The organism is Stenotrophomonas sp. 2694, from assembly GCF_040548715.1.
GTDB classification, from domain to species: domain Bacteria; phylum Pseudomonadota; class Gammaproteobacteria; order Xanthomonadales; family Xanthomonadaceae; genus Stenotrophomonas; species Stenotrophomonas indicatrix.
In genome coordinates, this window is the sequence record NZ_JBEPSG010000035.1 from 1 (window position 1) to 22,385 (window position 22,385).

18 protein-coding genes are annotated in these 22,385 nt (G+C 67.9%); 9 read left to right on the forward strand and 9 right to left on the reverse strand.

Annotation, left to right across the window (positions count from 1 at the left end):
- Positions 1-164: 164 nt before the first annotated feature.
- From ABIA73_RS21085 to ABIA73_RS21110, 6 genes are all read right to left on the reverse strand, one after another.
- Positions 165-563: a hypothetical protein gene (locus tag ABIA73_RS21085; RefSeq protein ID WP_032978532.1), complete on the reverse strand. Its 399-nt coding sequence runs from the start codon at positions 561-563 to the stop codon at positions 165-167.
- A 94-nt stretch (positions 564-657) separates the two neighbouring features.
- Positions 658-2,697, reverse strand: coding sequence for an FUSC family protein (locus ABIA73_RS21090; protein ID WP_312401669.1), 2,040 nt, complete (start codon positions 2,695-2,697; stop codon positions 658-660).
- 3 nt (positions 2,698-2,700) lie between these two features.
- A complete protein-coding gene (locus ABIA73_RS21095; RefSeq protein WP_354276242.1) occupies positions 2,701-4,161 on the reverse strand; it encodes an efflux transporter outer membrane subunit in 1,461 nt (486 codons plus the stop codon).
- A complete protein-coding gene (locus ABIA73_RS21100; protein WP_025875649.1) occupies positions 4,158-5,075 on the reverse strand; it encodes an efflux RND transporter periplasmic adaptor subunit in 918 nt (305 codons plus the stop codon). Before ABIA73_RS21100 ends, ABIA73_RS21095 begins: the two co-directional genes overlap by 4 nt.
- Positions 5,072-5,281, reverse strand: a complete 210-nt coding sequence (locus ABIA73_RS21105; RefSeq protein WP_025875651.1) for a DUF1656 domain-containing protein — start codon at positions 5,279-5,281, stop codon at positions 5,072-5,074. The genes ABIA73_RS21100 and ABIA73_RS21105 overlap by 4 nt, the downstream gene beginning before the upstream one ends.
- 106 nt (positions 5,282-5,387) lie before the next feature.
- On the reverse strand, positions 5,388-5,843 hold the full coding sequence (locus tag ABIA73_RS21110; protein WP_025875653.1) for a MarR family winged helix-turn-helix transcriptional regulator: 456 nt from the start codon (positions 5,841-5,843) through the stop codon (positions 5,388-5,390).
- A 624-nt stretch (positions 5,844-6,467) separates the two neighbouring features.
- Here ABIA73_RS21110 and folE point away from each other — a divergent pair.
- The 4 genes from folE (at position 6,468) to ABIA73_RS21130 (ending at position 12,743) form a co-directional block, all read left to right on the forward strand.
- On the forward strand, positions 6,468-7,079 hold the full coding sequence (folE, locus tag ABIA73_RS21115; RefSeq protein ID WP_025875657.1) for a GTP cyclohydrolase I FolE: 612 nt from the start codon (positions 6,468-6,470) through the stop codon (positions 7,077-7,079).
- A gap of 109 nt (positions 7,080-7,188) precedes the next feature.
- Positions 7,189-8,658, forward strand: coding sequence for a DUF3375 domain-containing protein (locus ABIA73_RS21120; RefSeq protein ID WP_059065679.1), 1,470 nt, complete (start codon positions 7,189-7,191; stop codon positions 8,656-8,658).
- Positions 8,645-9,346, forward strand: a complete 702-nt coding sequence (locus ABIA73_RS21125; RefSeq protein WP_025875661.1) for a DUF4194 domain-containing protein — start codon at positions 8,645-8,647, stop codon at positions 9,344-9,346. The genes ABIA73_RS21120 and ABIA73_RS21125 overlap by 14 nt, the downstream gene beginning before the upstream one ends.
- A gap of 16 nt (positions 9,347-9,362) precedes the next feature.
- Positions 9,363-12,743: an ATP-binding protein gene (locus ABIA73_RS21130; protein WP_032978542.1), complete on the forward strand. Its 3,381-nt coding sequence runs from the start codon at positions 9,363-9,365 to the stop codon at positions 12,741-12,743.
- Between the two features lie 92 nt (positions 12,744-12,835).
- Here ABIA73_RS21130 and ABIA73_RS21135 read toward each other — a convergent pair whose 3' ends face one another.
- On the reverse strand, positions 12,836-13,615 hold the full coding sequence (locus ABIA73_RS21135; protein WP_025875666.1) for a sulfite exporter TauE/SafE family protein: 780 nt from the start codon (positions 13,613-13,615) through the stop codon (positions 12,836-12,838).
- A 72-nt stretch (positions 13,616-13,687) separates the two neighbouring features.
- Here ABIA73_RS21135 and ABIA73_RS21140 point away from each other — a divergent pair, with 72 nt between their 5' ends.
- Entirely contained in the window at positions 13,688-14,080 is a 393-nt protein-coding gene (locus ABIA73_RS21140) for a YchJ family metal-binding protein (RefSeq protein WP_025875668.1), read from the forward strand.
- Here the strand turns inward: ABIA73_RS21140 and ABIA73_RS21145 are convergent.
- Positions 14,062-15,363, reverse strand: coding sequence for a GGDEF domain-containing protein (locus tag ABIA73_RS21145; protein WP_301865546.1), 1,302 nt, complete (start codon positions 15,361-15,363; stop codon positions 14,062-14,064). The two genes, ABIA73_RS21140 and ABIA73_RS21145, sit on opposite strands and share 19 nt — an antisense overlap.
- A gap of 146 nt (positions 15,364-15,509) precedes the next feature.
- On the opposite strand from ABIA73_RS21145, the gene egtB reads away from it, so the two are divergent.
- The 4 genes from egtB (at position 15,510) to ABIA73_RS21165 (ending at position 20,631) form a co-directional block, all read left to right on the forward strand.
- A complete protein-coding gene (gene egtB / locus ABIA73_RS21150; RefSeq protein ID WP_354276243.1) occupies positions 15,510-16,781 on the forward strand; it encodes an ergothioneine biosynthesis protein EgtB in 1,272 nt (423 codons plus the stop codon).
- Positions 16,778-17,755, forward strand: coding sequence for an L-histidine N(alpha)-methyltransferase (egtD, locus tag ABIA73_RS21155; protein ID WP_223483094.1), 978 nt, complete (start codon positions 16,778-16,780; stop codon positions 17,753-17,755). The genes egtB and egtD overlap by 4 nt, the downstream gene beginning before the upstream one ends.
- A 137-nt stretch (positions 17,756-17,892) precedes the next feature.
- Positions 17,893-20,040 carry a lytic murein transglycosylase gene (locus tag ABIA73_RS21160; RefSeq protein WP_354276246.1) on the forward strand — a complete coding sequence of 716 codons (2,148 nt, stop codon included), beginning with the start codon at positions 17,893-17,895 and terminating at the stop codon, positions 20,038-20,040.
- Positions 20,041-20,070: 30 nt separating this feature from the next.
- Positions 20,071-20,631, forward strand: coding sequence for a DUF2628 domain-containing protein (locus ABIA73_RS21165; protein WP_354276244.1), 561 nt, complete (start codon positions 20,071-20,073; stop codon positions 20,629-20,631).
- On the opposite strand, the gene ABIA73_RS21170 is transcribed toward ABIA73_RS21165, so the two are convergent.
- Entirely contained in the window at positions 20,625-21,815 is a 1,191-nt protein-coding gene (locus tag ABIA73_RS21170) for a benzoate/H(+) symporter BenE family transporter (protein WP_354276245.1), read from the reverse strand. The two genes, ABIA73_RS21165 and ABIA73_RS21170, sit on opposite strands and share 7 nt — an antisense overlap.
- Between the last annotated feature and the right edge of the window lie 570 nt (positions 21,816-22,385).

A 22,385-nucleotide genomic window follows, 5' to 3' on the forward strand; every position in this document is an offset into this window, starting at 1 on the left:
GGGGGGGGGGGGCGTGGGGGGGGGGGGGGGGGCCCCGGGGGCGCCCCGCCCCCCCCCCCCCCCCCCCCCCCCCCCCCCGCCAACCCACGGAGAGCACGCATTTGATGTTGACGTTGCCGCTGACGTTGATTCGGCGGGTGCAGGGCGCAGCCCTGCCGCCAAATCTATTCCGGCATCAACACCAACCCATCCGGATACACGATCGCCGCTTCATCCGCACTGACATCGAAGAACCCCACGCCGTGCTTCTCGGCCAGGTCCTGCACCCGACCATGCGCGCGCTCGGCCACCGAATACGCGAACGCGCCATAGATCACATGGCGGCCGATGCTGTACTCGGTCACCTCGGCGCGATCATCATCGTCATTGCTCAGCGGGCCGTTCATCGGCGGAAACTCCTGCGCCATCTCCGCGAACCATGCCTGCAGCGCCGGGCTGCTGACCGCCGGGTCGTCGTACTCGTGGCTCTCGCCCCACTGCGCCTGCTTCTCGAACCAGGCGATGAACGCCGCCGCTTCACGCGGGGCGACGCTGGCCTCGAACACCATCATGTCGTAACTCATTGAACCATCCTGTTGCCGTGGCGTAAGGACGCCGGGCATGGCCCGGCGCTAGCGGATGACGATGGTAGCGCCGGGCCATGCCCGGCGGATCGCATCAGACGGACGGCGCTGCGGCGTCCGCCAATCCCGGCGCCAACGCCTTCGCGTCCGGGAACAGCGCAAACCGCAGGCCGACCAGGCCCATCAGCGCCTCGTCGCGTGCCTTGCAGGCGGCCACGCTGCCTACCCGGCCCAATGAGGTGTCCAGCCGCTCGCGCAGCGCCTCGGCCGGCACAATCGGCTTGCGTGCGGCGATCTGCCGCCGATAGTGCACGGCCACTTCCTCCAGGATGTGCTCGACCGCCTCACGGCTGCGCTCCGGCAGCTCCAGGCGGGCGCGGCGCAGCTGCAGGATGTTCAGGCCGATGCGCGCCTCGTTGAGCATGTCCACCGAGGCGATGTCGCTGCCTTCCGGGGTCGCCGCCAGGCGCGGTGCCAGCAGGCCGAGCAGATCCAGCATGCGCGCGGCGAAGCGCTGGCGATCCTGCTGGCCACGGCCTTCGGCCGCCTCGGCCAGCGTGGTCCAGCCCTGCCGTACCAGCCGGCGCGCGGTCCATTCGGCACCCACCGAGCGGAACAGCCGGGTCATCACCACCGCAAAGCCAATGCCGATGAACATCGCGATCGACGAGTTGGCGAAGGTCTGCACGTTGGCACTGTAGGTGTTCTGCAGGCTGAGCAGCGCAGCCAGGTTGACCGTCAGCGGCAGCGCGAACAGCGCGCTCTTCGGGTGGTGCAGCAGCAGGCCCAACGGCAGGAACACCACTGCCAGCACCAGCGCCAGCAGGCCGAAGTCGTGCACGGCGGGGAACACGCCGAACAGGTACACGCCGGCGACCAGCGAAGCCACCATCGCCCACACCAGGAACGAGACCATGCTCGGCGCCGGGTCGTCCTGTGCCGCGAAGAACGCGGCGGTCACCGCGGCCATCATCGCGCCGTTGCCACCGCCCTCCCAGCCCAGGCCGATCCACAGCACGCAGTAGCTCATCAGCGCCACGCCGGCGCTGAGCGCGGAGAACAGTGCCATGCCGTAGTCGACGTGCTTGTCGGTGGCGGCGCGTTCGGTGCGGATGCGGTAGTGCGCACGGTCCAGCGGCGCGGTGCCCTGGTCGATCGCGTGCTGCAGGGTGCGGCAGTCCTGCCACAGGTCCACCAGCTCCTCCAGGCGCAGCAGCAGGCTGGCCAGCTGCAGGTGCTGCAGATCGCGGTCCACCTGTGGCTTCAGCGCACTGATGCGTGCGCGCAGGCGCGCGTAGTCGCTGGCACTGGACGGCGTGTCGATCCAGTCGTGGATGTCATCGACCAGCGTCGGCAGGCCCTCGGGCAGGGTCTGTCCATCGCTGCGCAGCGCACTCAGGCGGTCGGCGATCGATGACAGCACCGGCAGCAGCAACAGCATGCGTTCGCGCAGGCGCTCCATCGAGACGGCCGCGCCGGCATGGCGTGGGTCATCGCGGCGCAGGAACTCGATCAGTGCCTCGAACTGCACCAGGTCGGCGGCCAGCCGGTTGCGTGGGGCATGCGCGCGGCCGCGCTCGAGGATCTGCCGGCACCACTGCGCTGCGTCCTCCATCCAGTTGCCGATGCGCGCGCCCAGCATCGGCCGCACCGAGGCCGGGAACAGCAGCGAGGCGAACAGCACCGCTACCACTGTACCGAGGATGATCTCCTCGCTGCGCGCCACCACGGTGTCGAAGATGGTCTCCGGCGAGGTCACCGCCGGGAAACCGATGAATGCAGTGGTGTAGCCGGCCAGCAGGAACGCGTAGCCACGTGGGCCACGGTTGAGCAGGGCCAGGAACAGGCAGCCGGCCAGCCAGATCGACATCGCCGCGCTCAGCACCAGCGGTGTTTCCACCAGGGCGGGCAACATCAGCAGGGTGGCCAGGCCGGCGGCCAGGGTGCCGAGGATGCGGTACACGCCCTTGGCCCGGGTCGGGCCCAGCAGCGGCTGGCTGACGATGTACACCGTGCCCATCGCCCAGTACGGGCGCGACAGGTTGCCGGCCATGGCGATATACAGCGCGACGATCGCTGCCAGGTAGGTCTTGATCGAGAACAGCCAGGCCTGGCGGTCGGTCAGCCCGTTCATCGCTTACCTCGCCGCCGTCGGCGCAGACGCAGACGCGGCACTGTCCTGCCAGCCACCGCCCAGTACCAGGAACAGATGGATCTGGTCGCGCGAGACCTGGGCTTCGGCCGCGGCCAGGGTGGCATCGCTGCTGGCCAGGCTGCGGTCGGCATCCAGGCTGGACAGGTACGGCGTGCGGCCACCCTGGTACAGCCGGCGGTTCTGCTCTGCGGCCATCGCAGCCTGCTCCTGCGCCACACGCAACGACTGCAGGCGGCGCAGATCCTGCGCATAGCGGTCCAGTGCGGTCTGTGTTTCGCGCAGTGCCTGCAGCACGGCATGGTCGAACTCGGCCAGCGCGGCATCGGCGCCAGCCTCGGCGGCATGGATGCGTGCATGCGTGCCCGAGGACGGCAGCGTCCACGAGATCAGCGGGCCGAACGACCACTGCTGGGTCATCGGCTGGCCGAAGTCTTCCAGCAGGCCGGCGGCGCCGACCGAAGCGCCCAGGCGGATGTCCGGGTACAGCTCGGCAGTGGCGACACCAATCCGCGCGGTGGCCGAGGCCAGCTTGCGTTCGGCCTGGCGGATGTCGGGACGGCGCTGCAGCAGCGCGCGGCCATCACCGACCGGCAGCGGCTGGGCAAGGGTGGGTGCGTGCGCGCAGTCGATCACCCCGGCCGGCAGCTGGCCCGGGGTCTGCCCAAGCAGTGCCGCCAGCGAATAGGCGGCGGCCGAACGCTGCGCCTGCAGCGGGGGCAATGCGGCTTCCAGCAGCGCGACCTGGGCATTGGCGCGCGCCAGTTCCGGCGGCGTGCCGCGGCCTGCGCCGATCAACCGCTGGGTGACCGAACGGCTGCGCTGCTGCAGCTGCAGGGAATGCTCGGCGACATGCAGCTCATGGTTGGCATGGCAGATCTCCAGGTAGCTGTCGGCCACCTCGGCCACCACGCTCACCTGGGCCAGGTCACGTGCAGCGGCCACCGACTGTTCGTCGGCGCGGGCTGCTTCGGCACCGCGCCTGAGCTTGCCGAACAGGTCGAACTGGTAGCTCACCGCGAACTTGCCGTCGGCCAGGTTGATCACCGGCAGCTCGTGCTCCTGCAGGAACGACTCGGCCGACAACTGTGCGCGGCTGACGCCGGCTTCGGCCTCGTACTCGAAGCCACCGGCGTCCATCGCCTGCTCGTACACCGCAGCAGCGCGGCGCAGATGCGCGTCGGCGGCCTTCAGTTCGACGTTGTCGCGCAGCGCCTGGGTGATCAGCCCGTCCAGCACCGGGTCGTTGTACAGCGACCACCAGCGTGCCGGCAGTGCCTGGTTGGCAGCCACTTCGGGGTTGTGGGTATCGATGAACGCGGCATTCGCTTGCGGCCGCTTGAATGCCGAGCCCTCGGGCAGCGTGTAATCCGGGCCGACGGTTCTGCACGCAGCCAGGCTGGCCAGCGCGACGATCAGGCCAAGGCGGGGCAGGGCGGCGTTCACAGGCCCGCCTGTGTCGGCGCAGCGCCGGCCTTCTTGTTCTGCACGTGGCGGCCGGTATCCACGGTCACCGTGGCGGTGCGCCCGGCGATCAGCTCCACGCCGGCAGGCACCTCGTCGATGGCGATGCGCACCGGGATGCGCTGCGCCAGCCGCACCCAGTCGAAGGCCGGGGTCACGTTCGGCAGCAGGGTGCTGCCATTGCTGCGGTAGCGATCCTCGATGCCGGCGGCGATGCTCTCGACATGGCCGTGCAGAGGGGTGTCCTCGCCCATCAGGCGGATGTCCACGCGCTGCCCCGGGGCCACGCCGCGCAGGCGGGTTTCCTCGAAGTAGCCATCGATGCGGAACGAACCGGTATCCAGCAGCGCAAGCACCGGCTTGCCGGCCACCACGTAGTCGCCCACGCGCATGGTGCGGTCGTTGACCCGGCCATTGGCCGGTGCACGTACTTCGGTGCGGGCCAGGTTGAGTTCGGCCAGGTCGACCGCGGCCTGTGCGGTGGCCAATGCGGCCTGTGCGGCCTGCAGCTTGGCCCGGCGCACTTCGGCGTCCTCGGCGGCGACCAGATCCTGCAGGCTGCGGTCGCGTCCGATCTCACGGCGCAGCTGCGCGACCGATGCCTGGCGTTCGGCCAGGCTGGCGCGGCTCTGCTCCAGCGCGATGCGGTAGCGCGCGCGATCGATCACGAACAGCAGGTCGCCCTTTTTCACTGCCTGGTTGTCGGCTACCTGCACCGTTTCGACCAGGCCGGACACATCCGGCGCGACCTGCACCACGTCGGCGCCGACGTGGGCGTCGCGGGTCCACGGCTCATCCATGTAGTAGACCCACAGCTGGCGCAGCACCAGCAGGGCGACGATCACGGCTGCGCAGGTAAGCAGCACCGGCAGAGTCTTCTTCACGATCTTGTTCACGATTGCATCCAACGCAGGAGGTGGAACAGCAGGCCCAGCACGATCCCGTACAAGGCCAGGTTGAACAGCGCCGGGTGCCATACGTGGCGATAGGCACCGGCACGCTGCAGCAGCGCGTGCAGGCCGCTGTTGACCAGGTAGGCCAACACCATCAACCCGAGCAGGGTCGGGACGAACACTCCGTGGAGACTGAATTCACCGGGCATCGGTAGGGGCGGGGACGGTAGGGGAAGGGGAGGTGAACAGGACAACGGCAACGGGCAAAAGCCGCTGGCGCATGCACGGCAGCGGCGGCATTCACCGACAACGGGCTTACGTGATGCGGTCGGCAGCCTCGGCCAGCAGGCGCCATGCCTTCAGCACGGCATGCAGTTCATCCATGGAAAGCTCGCCGAACACGTCCTGGCGCAGGCCGATCAACTGATCTTCCAGTTCGCGCACCAACGCCTGGCCTTCCTCGGTCAGCCACAGCAGGTTGGCGCGGCGGTCGCTGGCATCGCATTCGCGGCGGACCAGCCCACTGGCGCAGAGCTTGTCCAGCAGGCGCACCAGGGAAGGGCCTTCCATGCCCAGCTGCTGCGCCAGCGCGACCTGGCGGATGCCACCGCCGGAGCGGCCGATCATCAGCAGGGGCATGGTGCAGGCGGTGGAGATGCCGTAGCTGCCCAACCGGCTGTCGGCCAGGCGCTGCCACTGCCGCCCTGCGTACAGCAGGCCGGAGCTGAGCTGCATCTGCAGCACGGTGCGCTCGTCGAGGGGTCGGTCCATAAGTAATAGATAGGATACTACTAATTTCATTCCTATCAATAGGTTCTGCTGAATGGGTGGGGTGTATTGAGGAAAGCGTTGCGCCTGCTGGCTATCGGTTGGGGTGGCGGAGGGCCGGGCGGGGTAGGACACGCTGCAAGTACGTCCCTGTAAGCTCGATCGGCGCATTCATGCCGCGGACGGTCCTGCACCGCCCGACCCCCGCTGCCCATCCATCACCCCGCGAGCGCGGAGGGTTGGCTCTTCAAGAACAAGAGCGCTAGCGCCGGGCCATGCCCGGCGGCTCCTGGTGGCACCGCTCCGCTCGCCGGGCATGGCCCGGCGCTACCAGAGCACTCTCCGAAGCCATGAACCCCAGCTTTTGACCCCGCTTTCGGGCGGTCCGGCCGCGCCCGCAGGAAACTGTCGGGGAGGGGGTGAGGGGGCTGCGCAGGACCGTTGGCGCCATGGATGGCGCCATCGAGCCCCCATGGACGGGTTCACGGCGTGTCCTGCGCAGCCCCCTCACCCCCTCCAGACCGATAGCAATGACGCACCACGACGACCCCCGATGAACCGTCCCCAGAGGACGACCCACCCCCCGGTCGGGTACGATGCTCGCCCCCCGTTCGGGCGCTGTATGCAATGAGCAAGAACAACGAAAAGGCCGCCCCGCAGGGCGAAGTGACCCAGGTCCAGGCCGAGGATGCCGTGCGCACCCTGCTGCGTTGGGCCGGTGAGGACCCGACCCGCGAAGGCCTGCTGGATACCCCGCGCCGCGTGGCCGAAGCCTATGGCGACTGGTTCAGCGGCTACCGCGACGACCCGCGCGCCTACATGGAACGCACCTTCGAGGAAGTGGCCGGCTACGACGAGCTGATCGTCCTGCGCGACATCGAATACGAAAGCCACTGCGAGCACCACATGGCGCCGATCATCGGCCGCGTGCACGTCGGCTACCTGCCGGCCGGCAAGGTGGTGGGCATCAGCAAGCTGGCACGCGTGGTCGAAGCCTACGCCCGCCGCTTCCAGGTCCAGGAAAAGATGACCGCGCAGATCGCCCAGTGCATCCAGGATGTGCTGCAGCCGGTCGGTGTCGGCGTCGTTGTCGAAGGCGCCCATGAGTGCATGACCACCCGCGGCATCCACAAGCGCGGCGTCAGCATGGTCACCTCGAAGATGCTGGGCAGCTTCCGCGAGGACGCCCGCACCCGCGCCGAGTTCCTGCGCTTCATCGAAGTGGGCGGCAAGCGCTGAGCGCCGTCGCCTCCCAGTGGCGGCCGCGCGTGGCCGCCGCTTTCGCCGTGCCTGCGCCGCGCTTTTGCGCGCGCGCTGGCCGCCGCGCCCTTCCGACCGATCTCGCTGCATGAAGCACCGCGAACGCATCACCCGTTATCGCCACCTGCGCGAACAGCCGCAATGGAAGCTGCTCGCCGCCGACCACGCACCGGAAATCATCGGCCTGCTGCAGGGCCTGCTGATGGACGGCGATCGCACGTTGCCGGCATCGGTTCTCAATGAGCGCCTGCAGCGTGCGCTGGACCAGCTCAACGGCGACGAGTTGTCGCGCGAGCTGCCGCGGACCGCGCAGGCCTACGTCGCCCATTGGCTCGCGCAGGGCTGGCTGGAACGCCGGCTGCCTGAAGGCGCCGACCAGGAGCAGTACGAGCTCTCGACCCAGGCGCTGCAGGCGATCCGCTTCGCCGACAGCATGGAGCAGGCCCGCGTGGCCGCCACCGAAAGCCGTCTGGCACTGGTGATCGAGCAGCTGTCGCAGCTGGCCGCGCAGACCGAGGCCGACCCGGACGCACGCCTGTCCGCACTACGCGACGAGCGCGATCGCATCGATGCCGAGATCGCCCGTGTCAGCGCTGGCCGTGTGACGGCCCTGGACGGCAAGCGCGCGCTGGAACGTACGCGGCAGATCATCGGCCTGGCCGACGAGTTGACCGAAGACTTCCGCCGCGTGCGCGACGACTTTGAACAGCTCAACCGTGAGTTCCGTGAACGCATCATCGATGACGAAGGCGAGCGCGGCGACGTGCTGTCCAAGCTGTTCGAAGGCGTGGACGTGATCGGCGAGAGCGACGCGGGCCGTAGTTTCCAGGCGTTCTGGCGCCTGCTCAACGACGCCGAACAGAGCGCCCAGCTCGATGCCGCGCTGGAGACGCTGCTGGCCCGTGGCTTCGCCCGGCGGCTGGATCGCAACGAGCGCAACTTCCTGCGCGGCTTCACCAGCACCATGCTCGAGCGTGGTGGCCAGGTGCATGACGTGCTGCAGAACTTCGCGCGCAGCCTGCGTGGTTTTGTGCAGAGCCGTGGCTACCTGGAACAGCGCCGCCTCAACCAGCTGTTGAAGCAGGCGCAGTCCGAAGCACTGGCACTGCGCGATGACTTCCCGGCGCAGCGCGCCATTGGCCGCGACCTGCAGCTGACCACCAGCCGCCTGCGCTCGTGGTCGCAGTGGAAGCTGCACGACCCGCGCAGCGCGCAGGTCGATGGCAACGTCGAATACAACGATGCGGCCAGCATCAGCCTGGAAAGCGTGGGCGATCTGGTGGCGTCGTCGGAAATCGATTTCCGCACCCTGCGCCGCGACCTGCACGACCTGCTCGACAGGCAGCCGAAACTCAGCATTGCCCAGGCCCTGTCGCAGCGCGAAGCGCCGCAGGGGCTGGGCAGTGTCATCGGCTACCTCTCGCTGGGCACGCGCTTTGGCAGCGTGATCGCCGGCGAACAGGAGCTTGCCGAATGGCGAGGTGGCGACGGACAGATCCGTCGTGCCCGCATCCCGCTGGTTTGGTTTACCCAGGAGAGACGCCATGAGCTGGCATGAAGACCCCATCGATGCACCGCATGCCGACCTGGCCGAAGACGCTTACCAGGCCGAACCGGTGGCGACCGTGGCCCAGCCCCGGCGCGGCAACGACGTCTACTACATGGGCGATACCGGCCGCCTGCCGCTGGATGCGCGCCGCGCGCTGTGCCAGCTGCTGATCGGCCCCAGCATCGACCAGCTGCGTCACGCCAAGCTGTGGCCGGCACTGATCCGCAGCGAAGCCGGTATCCGTTCGGCGCTGTCGGACCTGTTCCTGGAACTGGTGCTCGACCGTGACAGTGGCGTGGCGTTCACCCGCCAGGCCGACACCGAAGATGTCGATGCACCGGTACTGCTGCGCACCTCGCCGCTGACCTTCATCGATTCGGTGCTGCTGCTGTACCTGCGCCAGCAGCTGGGCGAAGCCGATGCGCGTGGCAACCGCGCCGTGGTCGCCGATGCTGAAATGGCCGAAGCACTGGCCATCTACGAAAAGAACCTGTCCACCGACCGCGCCGGCTTCAATCGCCGTGTCGCCTCGGCGGTGCAGAAGATGAAGGACAACCACATCCTGACCCGCCTCGGCGGCCAGGAAGACCGCCACGAAGTCTCGCCGGCGTTGAAGCTGCTGTTCTCCGCCGAAGACGTATCCCAGCTGTCGGCGGTTTACCGCCAGCTGCGCGAAACCCCGGCCGCTGAAGCCTGAGAGACCCGAGCACCGCATGGCCATTTCCAAGCACACTCCCGCCCTGTTCAACGAAGGCCTGCCGGACCCGCGCCTGCAGCAGTTCCGCATGCGCCGCCTGCAGGTGCACAACTGGGGCACCTTCAACGGCCTGACCGAAGTACCGATCGCCGAGCGCGGCTTCCTGTTCGTCGGCCGCTCCGGTTCGGGCAAGTCGACCCTGCTCGATGCCATGTCCGCCCTGCTGACGCCACCGGCCATCGTCGACTTCAACGCCGCAGCGCGTGAAGCCGAACGCAGCGGCCGCGACCGCAACCTGGTGTCCTACGTGCGCGGCGCGTGGGCCGACCAGCAGGACAGTGGCACCGGTGAAATCGCCACCCAGTACCTGCGCAAGGGCGCGACCTGGACCGCGCTGGTGCTGGAGTACCGTGCCGGCGATGGCCGCGTGGTCAGCCTGGTACGCCTGCTCTGGATCGCCGGCAGCAGCACCTCCGCCGGTGACGTGCGCAAGCACTACATGATTGCCGAGCGTCCGTTCGACATCGCCAAGGATCTGGGCGGCTTCGATCTGGACCTGCGCAAGCTCAAGCAGAAGTTGGCCGACGTCCATCACTTCGACACGTTCTCCGGCTATGCCGAACGCTTCCGCCACCTGCTCGGCATCGACAACGAGATGGCGCTGCGGCTGCTGCACAAGACGCAGTCGGCGAAGAACCTGGGTGACCTGAACGTCTTCCTGCGCGACTTCATGCTCGACACGCCGAAGACCTTCGACGCTGCCGAACGACTGGTCAGCGATTTCGCCGAACTCGATGGCGCGCACCAGGCCGTGGTCACCGCGCGGCGTCAGGTCGAAACCCTGCAGCCGGCGCGCGAGCACTATGGCGATCTGCAGGCGATGAGTCGCCGTCGCGGCGACGACGAAGCGCTCAAGCTCGGCATCGACAGCTTCCGCGAAAGCCGCCGCCAGTTGCTGATCGAAGCACGCCTGCGCGAGATGGACACGCGCGATCGTGGCCTGCTGGGCGAAGAAGCGCAGCGTCGTGCGGCGCTGGACAACCACACCGAACGACTGGCCGAGCTGGAACTGCAGCGCCGCCAGCAGGGTGGTGAGCGCATCGAGGAACTGGAACGCGAGCAGGGCCGCGCCGAAGCCGAACGTGATCGCCGCCTGGCCAAGCAGGCGCAGGCGCGTGACGCCGCACAGAAGCTGCAGGCCGCGCTGCCCGAGGATGCACATGGCTTCGCCGAGCTGGTCGAGCAGGCGCAGTCCGAACTGGAAGACCGTCAGCGTGCGTCGAGCGCCCTGGACGACGCCATCAGCGAACGGCTGGGCGGCAAGCGCGACGACGAGCGGCGCTTCTCCGAAGTGCGTGGCGAACTGGAGGCGATGCAGCGCACACCCTCCAGCATTCCTGCGCCGATGCAGAAGCTGCGCGCACGCCTGGCCGAAGAAACCGGCATCTCCGAAGCGGCCCTGCCGTTCGTCGGCGAGCTGATCCAGGTCCGCTCGGAAGAGCAGAGCTGGCAGGGCGCGATCGAGCGCGTGCTCGGTGGTTTCGCGCAATCGCTGCTGGTCGATGACAAGCACTACAACGACGTCGCCGAGTGGGTGAACCGCACCCACCTGGGGATGCGCTTCACCTACTACCGCGTGCGTCGCAATGATGATGCGTTCGCCCGCGAACCGTCCGCCAAGTCGCTGCTGCACAAGCTGGAACTGCGCGATCACGTGTTCGAAAGCTGGCTGCGTCGCGAGCTGGGCAAGCGCTTCGACTACGAATGCGTGGACGCCAAGCAGCTGCGCAACGTCGACCGCGGCATCACCCGCGAAGGCCAGGTCAAGCATCCGGGCGATCGCTTCGAGAAGGACGACCGCAGTGCGGTCAATGATCGCCGCCGCTGGCTGCTGGGCTTCAGCAACCGCGACAAGCTGGCCGTCTTCGAGAAGGAAGCCCAGGAGCTGGCCGCCCGTATCGCCAGCTGCGATACCGACATCGCGCGCCTGCGCAGCCAGCGTGACCGCGACAACGAACGTCGCCTGGCCTGCCACCAGCTGGTGGGCATCAGCTGGAACGAAATCGACGTCGCCGCGCCGCAGCAGCGCCTGGCCGACATCGAGGCCAGCCTGCACGCCCTGCGCGAAGGCAATGCCGACCTGGCCAGGATCGCCCAGCAGATCGACGCCACCCGCGCCGATATCGAGCAGGCCCGCCGCACTTACGAAGACACCCGCGTCGAGCGCGGCCAGCTGGTGCGCGAACGCGACCGCCTGGACCGTGCCCGCCAGCAGAGCCGTGCACTGGTCCTGCCAGCGCTGGCCGAAGACCAGGAAGCCGGCCTGGCCGAGCGCCTGCAGGAGCAGGGCCCGCTCAGCCTGGAAACGCTGGAAGCGCACATGCGCCAGGTCAGCAACGCGCTGAACGAACAGCTCTCGTCTTCGCAGCAGGACGTCAACCGCATCGAGAACCTGCTGCTGGGCTGCTTCCGTCGCTTCATCCAGCAGTGGCCGGAAGAATCGGGCGACTTCACCGTGTCGGTGGCCTCGGCCGAGGATTTCCTGGCTCGCCTCGAACGCCTTGAACGCGATGGCCTGCCGCAGCACGAAGAACGCTTCTTCGACCTGCTGCAGAACCAGAGCAAGAACAACCTGCTCGCGCTGCAGCGTCACAGCGCCGAGGCCCGCAAGTCGATCGGCCAGCGCCTGGACGAAGTCAACGCCAGCCTGGAGCAGGTGCCCTTCAACCGTGGCACCCTGCTGACCATCGAACTGAACGACCGGCGCCTGCCGGAAGTGCAGGAGTTCCACCAGCAGCTGCGCGAGGTGTTGTCGCAGCAGCAGACCGAGCAGCGCGACCTGGCGGAAACGCAGTTCACCGTCCTGCGCCAGCTGGTCAACCGCCTCGGCTCGCAGGAAGGCGAAGACAAGCGCTGGCGCGAAGTGGTGCTGGACGTACGCCTGCACGTGGAGTTCATCGGCGTGGAGCTGGATGTGGAAACGCGCCAGCAGGTCGAGATCTACCGCAGCGGCGCCGGCAAATCCGGTGGCCAGCGGCAGAAGCTGGCCACCACCTGCCTGGCGGCGGCGCTGCGCTACCAGCTCGGCGGCGCCGACAGCCAGCTGCCCAGCTACGCCGCAGTCGTGCTCGACGAAGCCTTCGACAAGGCCGACAACGAGTTCACCGCGCTGGCCATGAACATCTTCGACAACTTCGGTTTCCAGATGGTGGTGGCCACCCCGCTGAAATCGGTGATGACGCTGGAACCGTTCATCGGTGGCGCCTGCTTCGTCGAGATCAGTGGCCGCCACGATTCGGGCGTGCTGCTCATCGAGTACGACGAAGAAGGCAAGCGCCTGAAGCTGCCGGAGCGCAGCCGCCAACAGGCCGACGAACCGGAAGAAGCCGAAGCCTGACCGCTCTGGAAACGCCGTGCCAACCAAGGTTGGCACCTACCGGGTCATGAACCCCGATAGTGGTAGTGCCGGCCGCTGGCCGGCAACCGCGTTTACGCACTGCGGAACGTATCCCACGCCATCCGCGCGATCAGCACCACCACCAGGCCCACGAACAGTTTGCGGATGAACGGCGTGCCGCCCTTCAGCGCCAACCGCGTGCCCACCACCGAACCGATGATGTTGGCCGCCGCCATCGGCAGCGCGAACAGCCACAGGATGTTGCCGGTCGGTACGAAGAACGAGATCGCTGCCACGTTCGTCGCCAGGTTCACCACCTTCGACGCAGCCGACGCACGCAGGAAGTCCAGCCCGAAGAAGCGCACGAACAGGAAGATCAGGAAGCTGCCGGTGCCGGGCCCGAAGAAGCCATCGTAGAAGCCGATCGCCGCACCGATCGCCAGCGCGATCACCAGCTCGCGGCGGCCGATGTCCTGCGGCCGGTGCAGCGCGCCGAAGTCCTTCTTCCATAGCGTGTAGGCCAGCATCGCCACCAGCAGCACCAGCACCAGCGGCCGCACTGCGTCCTTGGGCAACAGGCTGACCGCCGTAGCGCCCAGGAAGGAGAACACGAAGGCCGTACCGGCGGCGAACAGCACCGGCTTCCACGGGAAGCGCACGTTGCGCGCATAGCGCCATGCCGCTGCGCCGGTGCCGAACATCGAGCTGAACTTGTTGGTGCCAAACAGCATCGCCGGGGTCTGCTGCGGCAGTACCGTGAACAGGCCGGGCAGCTGCACCAGTCCGCCGCCGCCCACGGCCGCATCGACCAGGCCGGCAATGAAGGCGATCACCACCAGCCACCACAACTCAGGAGGAATCAGTTCCAGCACGGCGATCGATCGAAGTGGGGGCGCGACAGCATACGCCTGTCACATTGCCGCCGCCCACGCGACAATACCTGCATGAGCCGATCCGCCCCCGATCCCTGTCCCTGTGGCCTGGCCGCCGACTACGCCGCCTGCTGCGGGCGCTTCCATGCCGGCGACGCCGCGCCGGATGCCGAGCGCCTGATGCGCTCGCGTTACAGCGCCTATGTGCGCCACCTGCCGGACTACCTGCGTGCCACCTGGCACCCGGACACCCGTCCGGCAGAACTGTCGCTCGATGATGCCCCCGGCCAGCGCACCCGATGGCTGGGCCTGACCGTGCAGGACCACCAGGTGACCGGCAGCGACAGCGCCGAGGTCCGCTTCACCGCCCGTTACCGCGTCGGTGGCGGCAGCGCGGTGAAAATGACCGAGCACAGCCGCTTCCTGCGGGTCGAGGGTCGCTGGTACTACCTCGACGCCGTCTGAACCTGGCTGCCGCGCACGGCCAGCACGCGCTGGCCGCCATGCGCGCACACGCGGTTGCGGCCTTCCTCCTTGGCCGCATACAGCGCCTGGTCGGCCGCTTTGACCACCCCGGCAGGGCGCCGATCGACCCGGCTGTCGGCCAGGCCGATGCTGACGGTTACCTGCACCACCGCACCGCCACCGCCGCGCCCGCGCTGCTGCTGGCCGAGCGTATCGTCGCGGGTGCGCGTGCTGCGGTCGCGCAGTTGCATGCGGCTCTGCTCGATGCCCTGTCGCAGCGCCTCCACCGCATCCACGCAGGCCGATGCCGGGCGGTCGAGGAAAACCACGGCGAATTCCTCGCCGCCATAACGGAACGCACGGCCGCCGTCGCCCACCCGCGACAGCCGTGAGGCCACCAGTTTCAGCACGTCATCGCCGGTGTCGTGGCCGTGGGTGTCGTTGAATTTCTTGAAATGATCCACGTCGATCATCGCGATGCTGTAAGTGCCGGTGGCGCGCTTGAGGGTCTCGTTGAACGCACGGCGACCGGGCAGGCCGGTCAGCTCGTCGCCGAAGGCCATGTGGAAGGACTCCTGCAGGGTCGCGCCCAGCATCAGCAGCAGTGCCGCTACGCTCAGCGCCGGCAGCAGTGCCGGCTGCAGGAAGATCCGCGGCAACATCCACCACAGGCACAGCAGGGCCAGCAGCATCGCCGTATGCAGCGGCCGCGGCTGGCGCCACGCCTGCCATGCCAGCGCAGCGGTGGCCAGCAGGAACAGCACGGCAGGCAGCTGCGCCAGCGCGTTCCAGTCGCTCGGTATCCAGGGGAAGTGCCGGTTCGACAGCAGGTCGTGCATGCCCTGTGGCTGTTGTGCGGCAAGCAGGATGAAAATCGCCACCGCAACACCACTGATCGTGGCCCTCAGCAGCAGGTCCTGGCGGCGGCGGCCACGTTCGGTCCACAACGCATGGACGGCGAACAGCAACGGCAGCCAGGTCGAGATCGCGTGGAAGCGCAGTGGCGTCAACGCCGTCACCCGGCCCTCGCGCAGGTAGTGCCCAAGATCCTGGTGCAGCACCGCGAAGGCCAGCGCCACCAGCAGCAACAGGCACAGCGTGCGCACCTGGTTGTACAGCAGCGCCAGCCCTGCACCCAGGCAGGCCAGCAACCACGGCAGGATGCGCTGCCCGGCGCGGCCGACATCATCGCTTTCCAGGCTCGCCCACAGCACCAGCGCGACCAGCACGGCGGGCAGCACGAACAGATAGTGCACAGGCTGTCGAAGCGGATGATGGGACACACGGAATTCCAGCGCGGTCACGACGCGGCCGCAGCACTGCCGTTAGCGGCGCAGCGGCGTCCTTCTTGAATGCGCGCAGCCTGATGTGAACACCGCGGCACCGGGCCATGACATCGCGCTCACCGGCCGCGGTCGAAGCTGGTCGCATGGACAGCGTACCCGCCGCCGTCGCTGCCCCGCAGCGTGACCTCGCCCGCCACTTCACCCATGTGCGGGGGCGCAGCGTGCAGCTGGCCGCACCCCTCAGCCCGGAAGACGCCCTGCTGCAGAGCATGGCCGATGCCAGCCCGGCCAAGTGGCACCTGGCCCACACCACCTGGTTTTTCGAACGCTTCGTGCTGGCCAGCCAGCCCGGCTACACACCCTGGGATCCGGCCTGGGACTATCTGTTCAACAGTTACTACAAGAGTCTCGGCCCCGCCCACGCACGGCCTCAGCGCGGGTTGCTGTCGCGGCCTTCGCTGCAGCAGGTCCACGCCTACCGCCAGCATGTGGATGAGCAGGTGCTGGCAGGACTGCGCGATGGCGATCTCGGCAGCGACGCCCTGCAGCACCTGCAGCTCGGGTTGCAGCACGAACAACAGCACCAGGAGCTGCTGCTCACCGACATCAAGCATGCCTTCTGGTGCAATCCGCTGCAGCCGCCGTACCGCGAAGACCTGCCCATCGCCGTCAGCGCCCTCGGCACGCAGGGTTGGGTCGAACAGGGCGAACGCATCGTCAGCATCGGTGCGTCCGCCTGGCCGAAGCACACGGCCTTCGCCTATGACAATGAATCGCCCGTGCATCGCGTGCTGCTTCCCGCGCATGCCATCGCCGAACGCCCGCTCAGCAACGCCGAGTACCGCGCCTTCATCGACGCCGGCGGCTACCGCGATCCGCGCTGGTGGCTGAGCGAAGGCTGGGCGCTGCGCGAGGCCGAGCAGTGGCAGCATCCGCTGTACTGGGATGACGACCTGCTGCGCGAGTTCACCCTCGGCGGCTGGCGCGAGCTCGATCCGCATGCGCCGGTCTGTCACCTCAGCTACTACGAAGCCGATGCCTGCGCCCGCTGGGCCGGTGCCCGCCTGCCCACCGAATTCGAATGGGAAGCGGCCGCCGCCACGCAGCCGGTCGAAGGCCACTTCGCCGATGACGACCATCTGCACCCGATGGCAGGGCAGGGCGATGGACTGCGCCAGTTGTTCGGCGACGTGTGGGAATGGACCAGCAGCGCCTATGGCGCCTATCCCGGCTTCCGTCCCTTCGCCGGCAACCTCGGCGAATACAACGGCAAATTCATGTGTGGCCAGTGGGTCCTGCGCGGTGGCAGCTGCGCCACGCCGCGCGGCCATGTACGGGCCAGCTACCGCAACTTCTTCATGCCACCGGCGCGTTGGCAGTTCTCAGGCCTGCGCCTGGCAAGGGATCTTTCATGAGTACCGTCCAGGATGCGCTGCAGGCGCTGACCGACCTTACCCCCGGCCGCCAGCAGATCCTTGCCGACGCCGTGGCGGGGTTGTCGCACGCCTCACGGCAGCTGCCTTCCAAGTACTTCTACGACGCACGCGGCTCGCGCTTGTTCGAGCAGATCACCCACACCCGCGAGTACTACCCCACACGCACCGAGCTGGCCCTGCTGGACCGGGTGTTGCCGGAGATCGCGCAGGCGGTGGGGCCGCGCGTGCATGTGGTCGAACTGGGCAGCGGCAGCGGCCGCAAGACCGCGCGCCTGCTGGCTGCCCTGCAGGACCCGGTGGCCTACACACCCATCGAGATCTCGCGCGCGGCGTTGCTGTCCAGCATCGACCATCTGGCCCCGGCGCTGCCGGACGTGGAAATGCTGCCGGTGTGTGCCGACTTCACCCGCCCTGTGCAGGTCCCCGCGCCAGAGCGGCCTGCCGCGCGCCGGCTGCTGTTCTTCCCGGGCTCCACGCTGGGCAACTTCGCCGATGAGGATGCGATCGCGCTGCTGCGCGCAATGCGTCAGACCATGGGCAAGCACGGCCTGGCCCTGGTCGGCATCGATCTGCACAAGGACCCGGCACTGATCGAAGCCGCCTACAACGACGCCGACGGTGTCACCGCCGCCTTCACCCTGAACCTGCTGGCGCGTCTCAACCGCGAGGTCGGCAGCGATTTCGATCTCGACGGCTTCCGTCACCGGGCCCGTTACAGCACCGCGCGCCTGCGCATCGAAACCGATCTGGTCAGCCAGCGCGAGCAGGACGTGCATCTCGACGGCCGCACCTTCCACTTCAGCGCTGGCGAACCGATCCGCGTGGAGTACAGCCACAAGTACACCGATGCCAGCTTCGGCCACCTGCTGCAGCAGGCAGCGCTGGAGGTGGCGGCATCCTGGAACGCGGACGATCCCGCCTATGGCCTGCGCCTCCTGCGCCCCTCACCCTAGGCACAGGTGGTACCGGCCGCTGGCCGGCAATCTGGACCAACCTTGCTCTCCCTCCGCGTTACCATGGCTGCAGCACCGGCAACACGGAGGACGCCATGCCCATTCTGACCACGCTCGGCCTGGCCGCCGCGCTTGCCATGCCAGCGGCCGCGCCGCCGGCAGCAGCGGCAACCGCTGATCCCGCGTTCGCCCGCTGCATGGCGGGCCTGCAGGCGACGGCTGCCAGCCAGGGCATTGCCGCTGACCGCTTCAATGCGATCACCGCCGGACTGCAGCCCGACCCTACTGTGCTGCCGCTGCTCGATGCGCAGCCGGAGTTCACCACGCCGATCTGGGACTACCTGGCCGCACTGGTCGATCGCCAGCGCGTGGACGACGGTCGCGCCATGCTGCAGCAGCACCGTGACCTGCTTCAGCGCGTATCGGCGCAGTACGGCGTCGATCCAGTCACCATCGTCGCCGTATGGGGTGTAGAGAGCGACTACGGCCGCGTGTTCGGCAAACGCCCACTGCTGCAGTCGCTGGCCACGCTGTCCTGTGCCGGCCGCCGGCAGCCCTTCTTCCGCGGCGAACTGCTGGCGCTGATCAAGCTCATCGACCAGGGCGACCTGCAGGCGCAGGGCCTGACCGGTTCCTGGGCCGGTGCCTTCGGCCACACCCAGTTCATGCCCAGCACTTACGCACGCATTGCCGTCGATGGTGATGGCGATGGCCGCCGCGATCTGGTCGGCAGCATTCCCGATGCATTGGCTTCCACCGCCAACTATCTGAAGCGTGCCGGCTGGCGAACCGGCGAACCCTGGGGCATGGAAGTCCGTGTCCCCGCCGGTTTCAACGCCAGCCAGGCGGGACGCACCCAGCGCCGGTCACCGGCCGACTGGCGCGCACTGGGCGTGACCGGCCTGGACGGTAGCGCGCTGGCACCGTCCGGCCTGCCCGCCGACGCCCGCGCCGCGCTGCTGCTGCCGTCCGGGACAAAAGGCCCGGCGCTGCTGGTGTTCCGCAATTACGACGCGATCTACAGTTACAACGCGGCCGAGAGCTATGCGCTGGCCATCGCCACCCTGGCCGACCGCCTGCGTGGCAGCAACGGCCTGGTCACCGCCTGGCCAACCGATGACCCTGGCCTTGGCCGCGACGAGCGCCGCCAGCTGCAGACCCTGCTGCTCGCGCGCGGCCATGACATCGGCGCCGCCGATGGCATGATCGGTACCGCCAGTCGTCGTGCCATCCAGGTCGAGCAGCGTCGGCTCGGGTGGGCCGACGCCGACGGTCGCGCCGGCCAGCGCATCCTGCGCGCGCTGCAGGCACAACCGCAGGCACAACCGCAGGCACAGGCGCCAGCCGCGCCGACCCGCTTCAGCCTTCCCAACAACTACAGTGCCGTGCAGTCGCCGGCCATCCGGAGTCGATCCAGCGTGCAACAGATCCAGGGTGTCAGCAGTGGCCAGTTCCAGGGACTCGACGCCTGGCTGGTGGAAACTCCCCAGGCCACCGCCGCGATCAGCGTGTTCGGCGGCCAACTCCTCTCGTTCGTGCCCAAGGGCCAGCCCGATCTGATGTGGCTCTCGCCCAAGCGTGCCGCGCTGCCCACGCCGATCCGTGGCGGCAGCCCGGTGTGCTGGCCCTACTTCGGCCGCCAGGGGCAGGGCGACGACGTGCCCGCCCACGGTTTCGTGCGCACCTTGCCCTGGGAACTGCAGCAGGCGCGCCGGCTCGACGATGGCAGCATCGAGCTGACCCTGGCCCCGCCGGCGTTGGACAACCTCGGCCTGCGCCTGACCATGACCGTCCGTGTCGGCCGTGAACTGCGCCAGCAGCTGGTCACCGAGAACACCGGCAAGGCTCCAGCCACCATCACCCAGGCGCTGCACAACTACTTCCGTGTCGGTGACGCCAGCAAGGTCGATGTCGACGGCGTCGACGGCCTGGACTACCTCGACAAGTTCGAGAACTACGCCCAGCCGCGCCGCCAGCAGGGCCCCTGGTCGCTGCGCGATCCGCGTGACCCGGGCCGCAGCGACCGCATCTACACCCAGGCCGGCGGACACTATGTGCTGCGCGACCCGGTGCTCAAGCGCCGCATCGACCTCCGTACCGAAGGCAGCCGCTCGCTGGTGGCATGGAACCCTGGCGCCGAAGGTGCCGCCAGGATGGCCGATGTCGGTGACGGCTGGCGCGACTATGTCTGCCTGGAAGCGGCCAACGCCGGGCCCGATGTGGTCACCGTGGCACCGGGCGGGCGTCATGTTCTGCTTCAGATCCTGTCCAGCGCGCCGCTATAGCGGGCTTCCCCTTTGGCACGGATGGCCAGCATGAGCACCCTCGATCCGCAGACCTCGCCCGGTAGCGAGAACCCCTATCTGGCGCCCGGCGCTGACGCCGATGTAGGCACTGCACTGGAAGATGCCGACTACCTGACGCTGGTGGTCGGGCCCAATGCCGCCGCCTACCGACGTTTCTGGCATGAGGACAGTGCACTGCCGAAGCCTCCGCGCCGCTGGAACTGGCCCGCCTTCCTGTTCGGCACCCTGTGGATGGTGCATCGCCGGATGTACCTGGCCGCCATCGGCTTCTACCTGGTCACCACGCTGCTGCCGATCCTGATGCTGCTGGCCGACGCGGGCATACCGCAGATCGCCTTTGGCATGCTGCTCCCGCGTATCGCCCTGGCCATCTTCGCCAACGCCCTGTACCTGCGCCATTGCAGCCGTCTGCTGGCGAGGGTGCAGGCGACCCACGCCGGCCAGCCGAACCGCATCCGCGCCGAGCTGCTTCGCCGTGGTGGCACCCGCGCCTCGGCCGTGGTGGTCTGCCTGGGCCTGATCTACGCGCTGCGTTACATCACCCAGGGCCTCCTGCAGACCTATCACTGAGCCGGCGAACGCGGCCGCAGCACCCACAGGCAGATCGTTCCGGCGACCAGGCCCCAGAACGCAGAACCGACACCGGCCAGCGTCATGCCCGAGGCGGTCACCAGGAAAGTGACCAGCGCGGCCTCGCGGTCGCGCTCCACTGCCAATGCGCTGGCCAGGCTGTTGCCGATGGTGCCGAACAGGGCGATGCCGGCCACACAGGCCACCAGTTCCTTGGGAAAGGCAGCGAACAGGGCCGCTACGGTGGCCCCGAACAGGCCGATGACGATATAGAAGGCGCCGGCCGCCATCGCCGCCGTGTAGCGCCGTGACGGGTCTTCGTGGGCATCACGGCCCATGCAGATCGCCGCGGTGATGGCGGCCAGGTTCAATGCGTAGGCACCGAAGGGCGCCAGCAGCGTGTTGACCACGCCGATCCAGCCGATCACCGGTGACACCGGCGCGTCGTAGCCGGAGGCGCGCATCACCGCCACACCGGGAATGTTCTGCGACGCCATGGTGACCACGAACAGGGGCAGGGCGATGCCGACCATCGCCGTCCACGACAGCGAGGGAGTGACCCATTGCGGTGCCGCCAGTTGCAGGTGCACCTGCTGTGCATGCAGCAGACCCTGGCTGGCAGCGATGGCGATGCCGACCAGCAGGGTGGCGATCACCGCATAGCGGGGGAACAGGCGGCGGCCCAGCAGCCACGTAGCGAACATGGCCAATGCCAGCACGCGCTGGGTGTTCATCGCCACGAACACGTCCAGCCCGAAGCGCAGCAGTACACCGGCCAGCATGCCGGCGGCCAGGGCCATGGGCACGCGTTTCATCAGCCGGGCGAACACTCCCGAGAAGCCGGCGAGCATGCCCAGCACTGCCGCAAGCAGGAACGCACCGGTGGCCTCGGACAGAGAGGCGCCACCCGCACCGACGACCAGCATCGCCGCCCCAGGCGTCGACCATGCGGTGACCACCGGCACCCGGTAGCGCAGTGACAGGCCGATGCAGGTCACGCCCATGCCCAGCCCCAGCGCCCACATCCACGAGGCGATGTGGGCCTGGTCGGCACCCACGGCCTGCGCGGCCTGGAACACGATCACCGCCGAGCTGGCGAAGCCGACCAGCACGGTGATGAAGCCGGCGACGATCGCCGGCATCGAAAGATCGCGCCACCATCCCTGTCGTACCGTCGTGTCCATCGTCTTCCTTCCTGTATGCATCCCACTATAGATAGCGCCTGCGGCGTTGACCGCGCAACGCGCGGGCAACGCCGCCGTGATCGTTGCACGCCCGTTGTGCATGCAGCAGCCGATGCGTTGTCATGCTCCTGAAAAAAATGTGTTGACGAATTCTGCAGGATCTCTAGAATTCGCTCCCTTGCTGCAGCGCGGCGACTTCTTCGGAAGCCAGCAACGCGAACAGCAACGCCGCCACCGCCGGACGAGATCATCGAACGAAGGTGTTGACGGACTCGAAAAGTCCGGCATAATAGGCGGCTCGCAACGACGAAAGGCCTTCGGGTCCAACGCCGAAGCAGCATCGGCAACAACGTCCACTTCGGTGAGACGGCCTTGAAAAAAGGTGTTGACGAAGCGGAAAAGTCGGCTATAATGGGCGGCTCGCTACGAAGGAAACTTCGCAGCACACGGGAATGGCGCTGAGGCCACTTCCCCGGATCTTTGAAAGTATGCGCAGGTATCTTGTGAAGGCGCCTGCAGGAAGGATGATTGTCCATCTTGCAGACGTTTGATCAAGCAACTATTAATTGT

What these genes read in the sequence shown, in the direction of transcription:
- ABIA73_RS21085 (WP_032978532.1), bottom strand. Translation starts at nt 563, where the DNA reads ATGAGTTACGACATGATGGTGTTCGAGGCCAGCGTCGCCCCGCGTGAA.
- ABIA73_RS21090 (WP_312401669.1), bottom strand. Translation starts at nt 2,697, where the DNA reads ATGAACGGGCTGACCGACCGCCAGGCCTGGCTGTTCTCGATCAAGACC.
- ABIA73_RS21105 (WP_025875651.1), bottom strand. Translation starts at nt 5,281, where the DNA reads ATGCCCGGTGAATTCAGTCTCCACGGAGTGTTCGTCCCGACCCTGCTC.
- ABIA73_RS21110 (WP_025875653.1), bottom strand. Translation starts at nt 5,843, where the DNA reads ATGGACCGACCCCTCGACGAGCGCACCGTGCTGCAGATGCAGCTCAGC.
- folE (WP_025875657.1), top strand. Translation starts at nt 6,468, where the DNA reads ATGAGCAAGAACAACGAAAAGGCCGCCCCGCAGGGCGAAGTGACCCAG.
- ABIA73_RS21120 (WP_059065679.1), top strand. Translation starts at nt 7,189, where the DNA reads ATGAAGCACCGCGAACGCATCACCCGTTATCGCCACCTGCGCGAACAG.
- ABIA73_RS21125 (WP_025875661.1), top strand. Translation starts at nt 8,645, where the DNA reads ATGAGCTGGCATGAAGACCCCATCGATGCACCGCATGCCGACCTGGCC.
- ABIA73_RS21130 (WP_032978542.1), top strand. Translation starts at nt 9,363, where the DNA reads ATGGCCATTTCCAAGCACACTCCCGCCCTGTTCAACGAAGGCCTGCCG.
- ABIA73_RS21140 (WP_025875668.1), top strand. Translation starts at nt 13,688, where the DNA reads ATGAGCCGATCCGCCCCCGATCCCTGTCCCTGTGGCCTGGCCGCCGAC.
- egtB (WP_354276243.1), top strand. Translation starts at nt 15,510, where the DNA reads ATGGACAGCGTACCCGCCGCCGTCGCTGCCCCGCAGCGTGACCTCGCC.
- egtD (WP_223483094.1), top strand. Translation starts at nt 16,778, where the DNA reads ATGAGTACCGTCCAGGATGCGCTGCAGGCGCTGACCGACCTTACCCCC.
- ABIA73_RS21160 (WP_354276246.1), top strand. Translation starts at nt 17,893, where the DNA reads ATGCCAGCGGCCGCGCCGCCGGCAGCAGCGGCAACCGCTGATCCCGCG.
- ABIA73_RS21165 (WP_354276244.1), top strand. Translation starts at nt 20,071, where the DNA reads ATGAGCACCCTCGATCCGCAGACCTCGCCCGGTAGCGAGAACCCCTAT.
- ABIA73_RS21170 (WP_354276245.1), bottom strand. Translation starts at nt 21,815, where the DNA reads ATGGACACGACGGTACGACAGGGATGGTGGCGCGATCTTTCGATGCCG.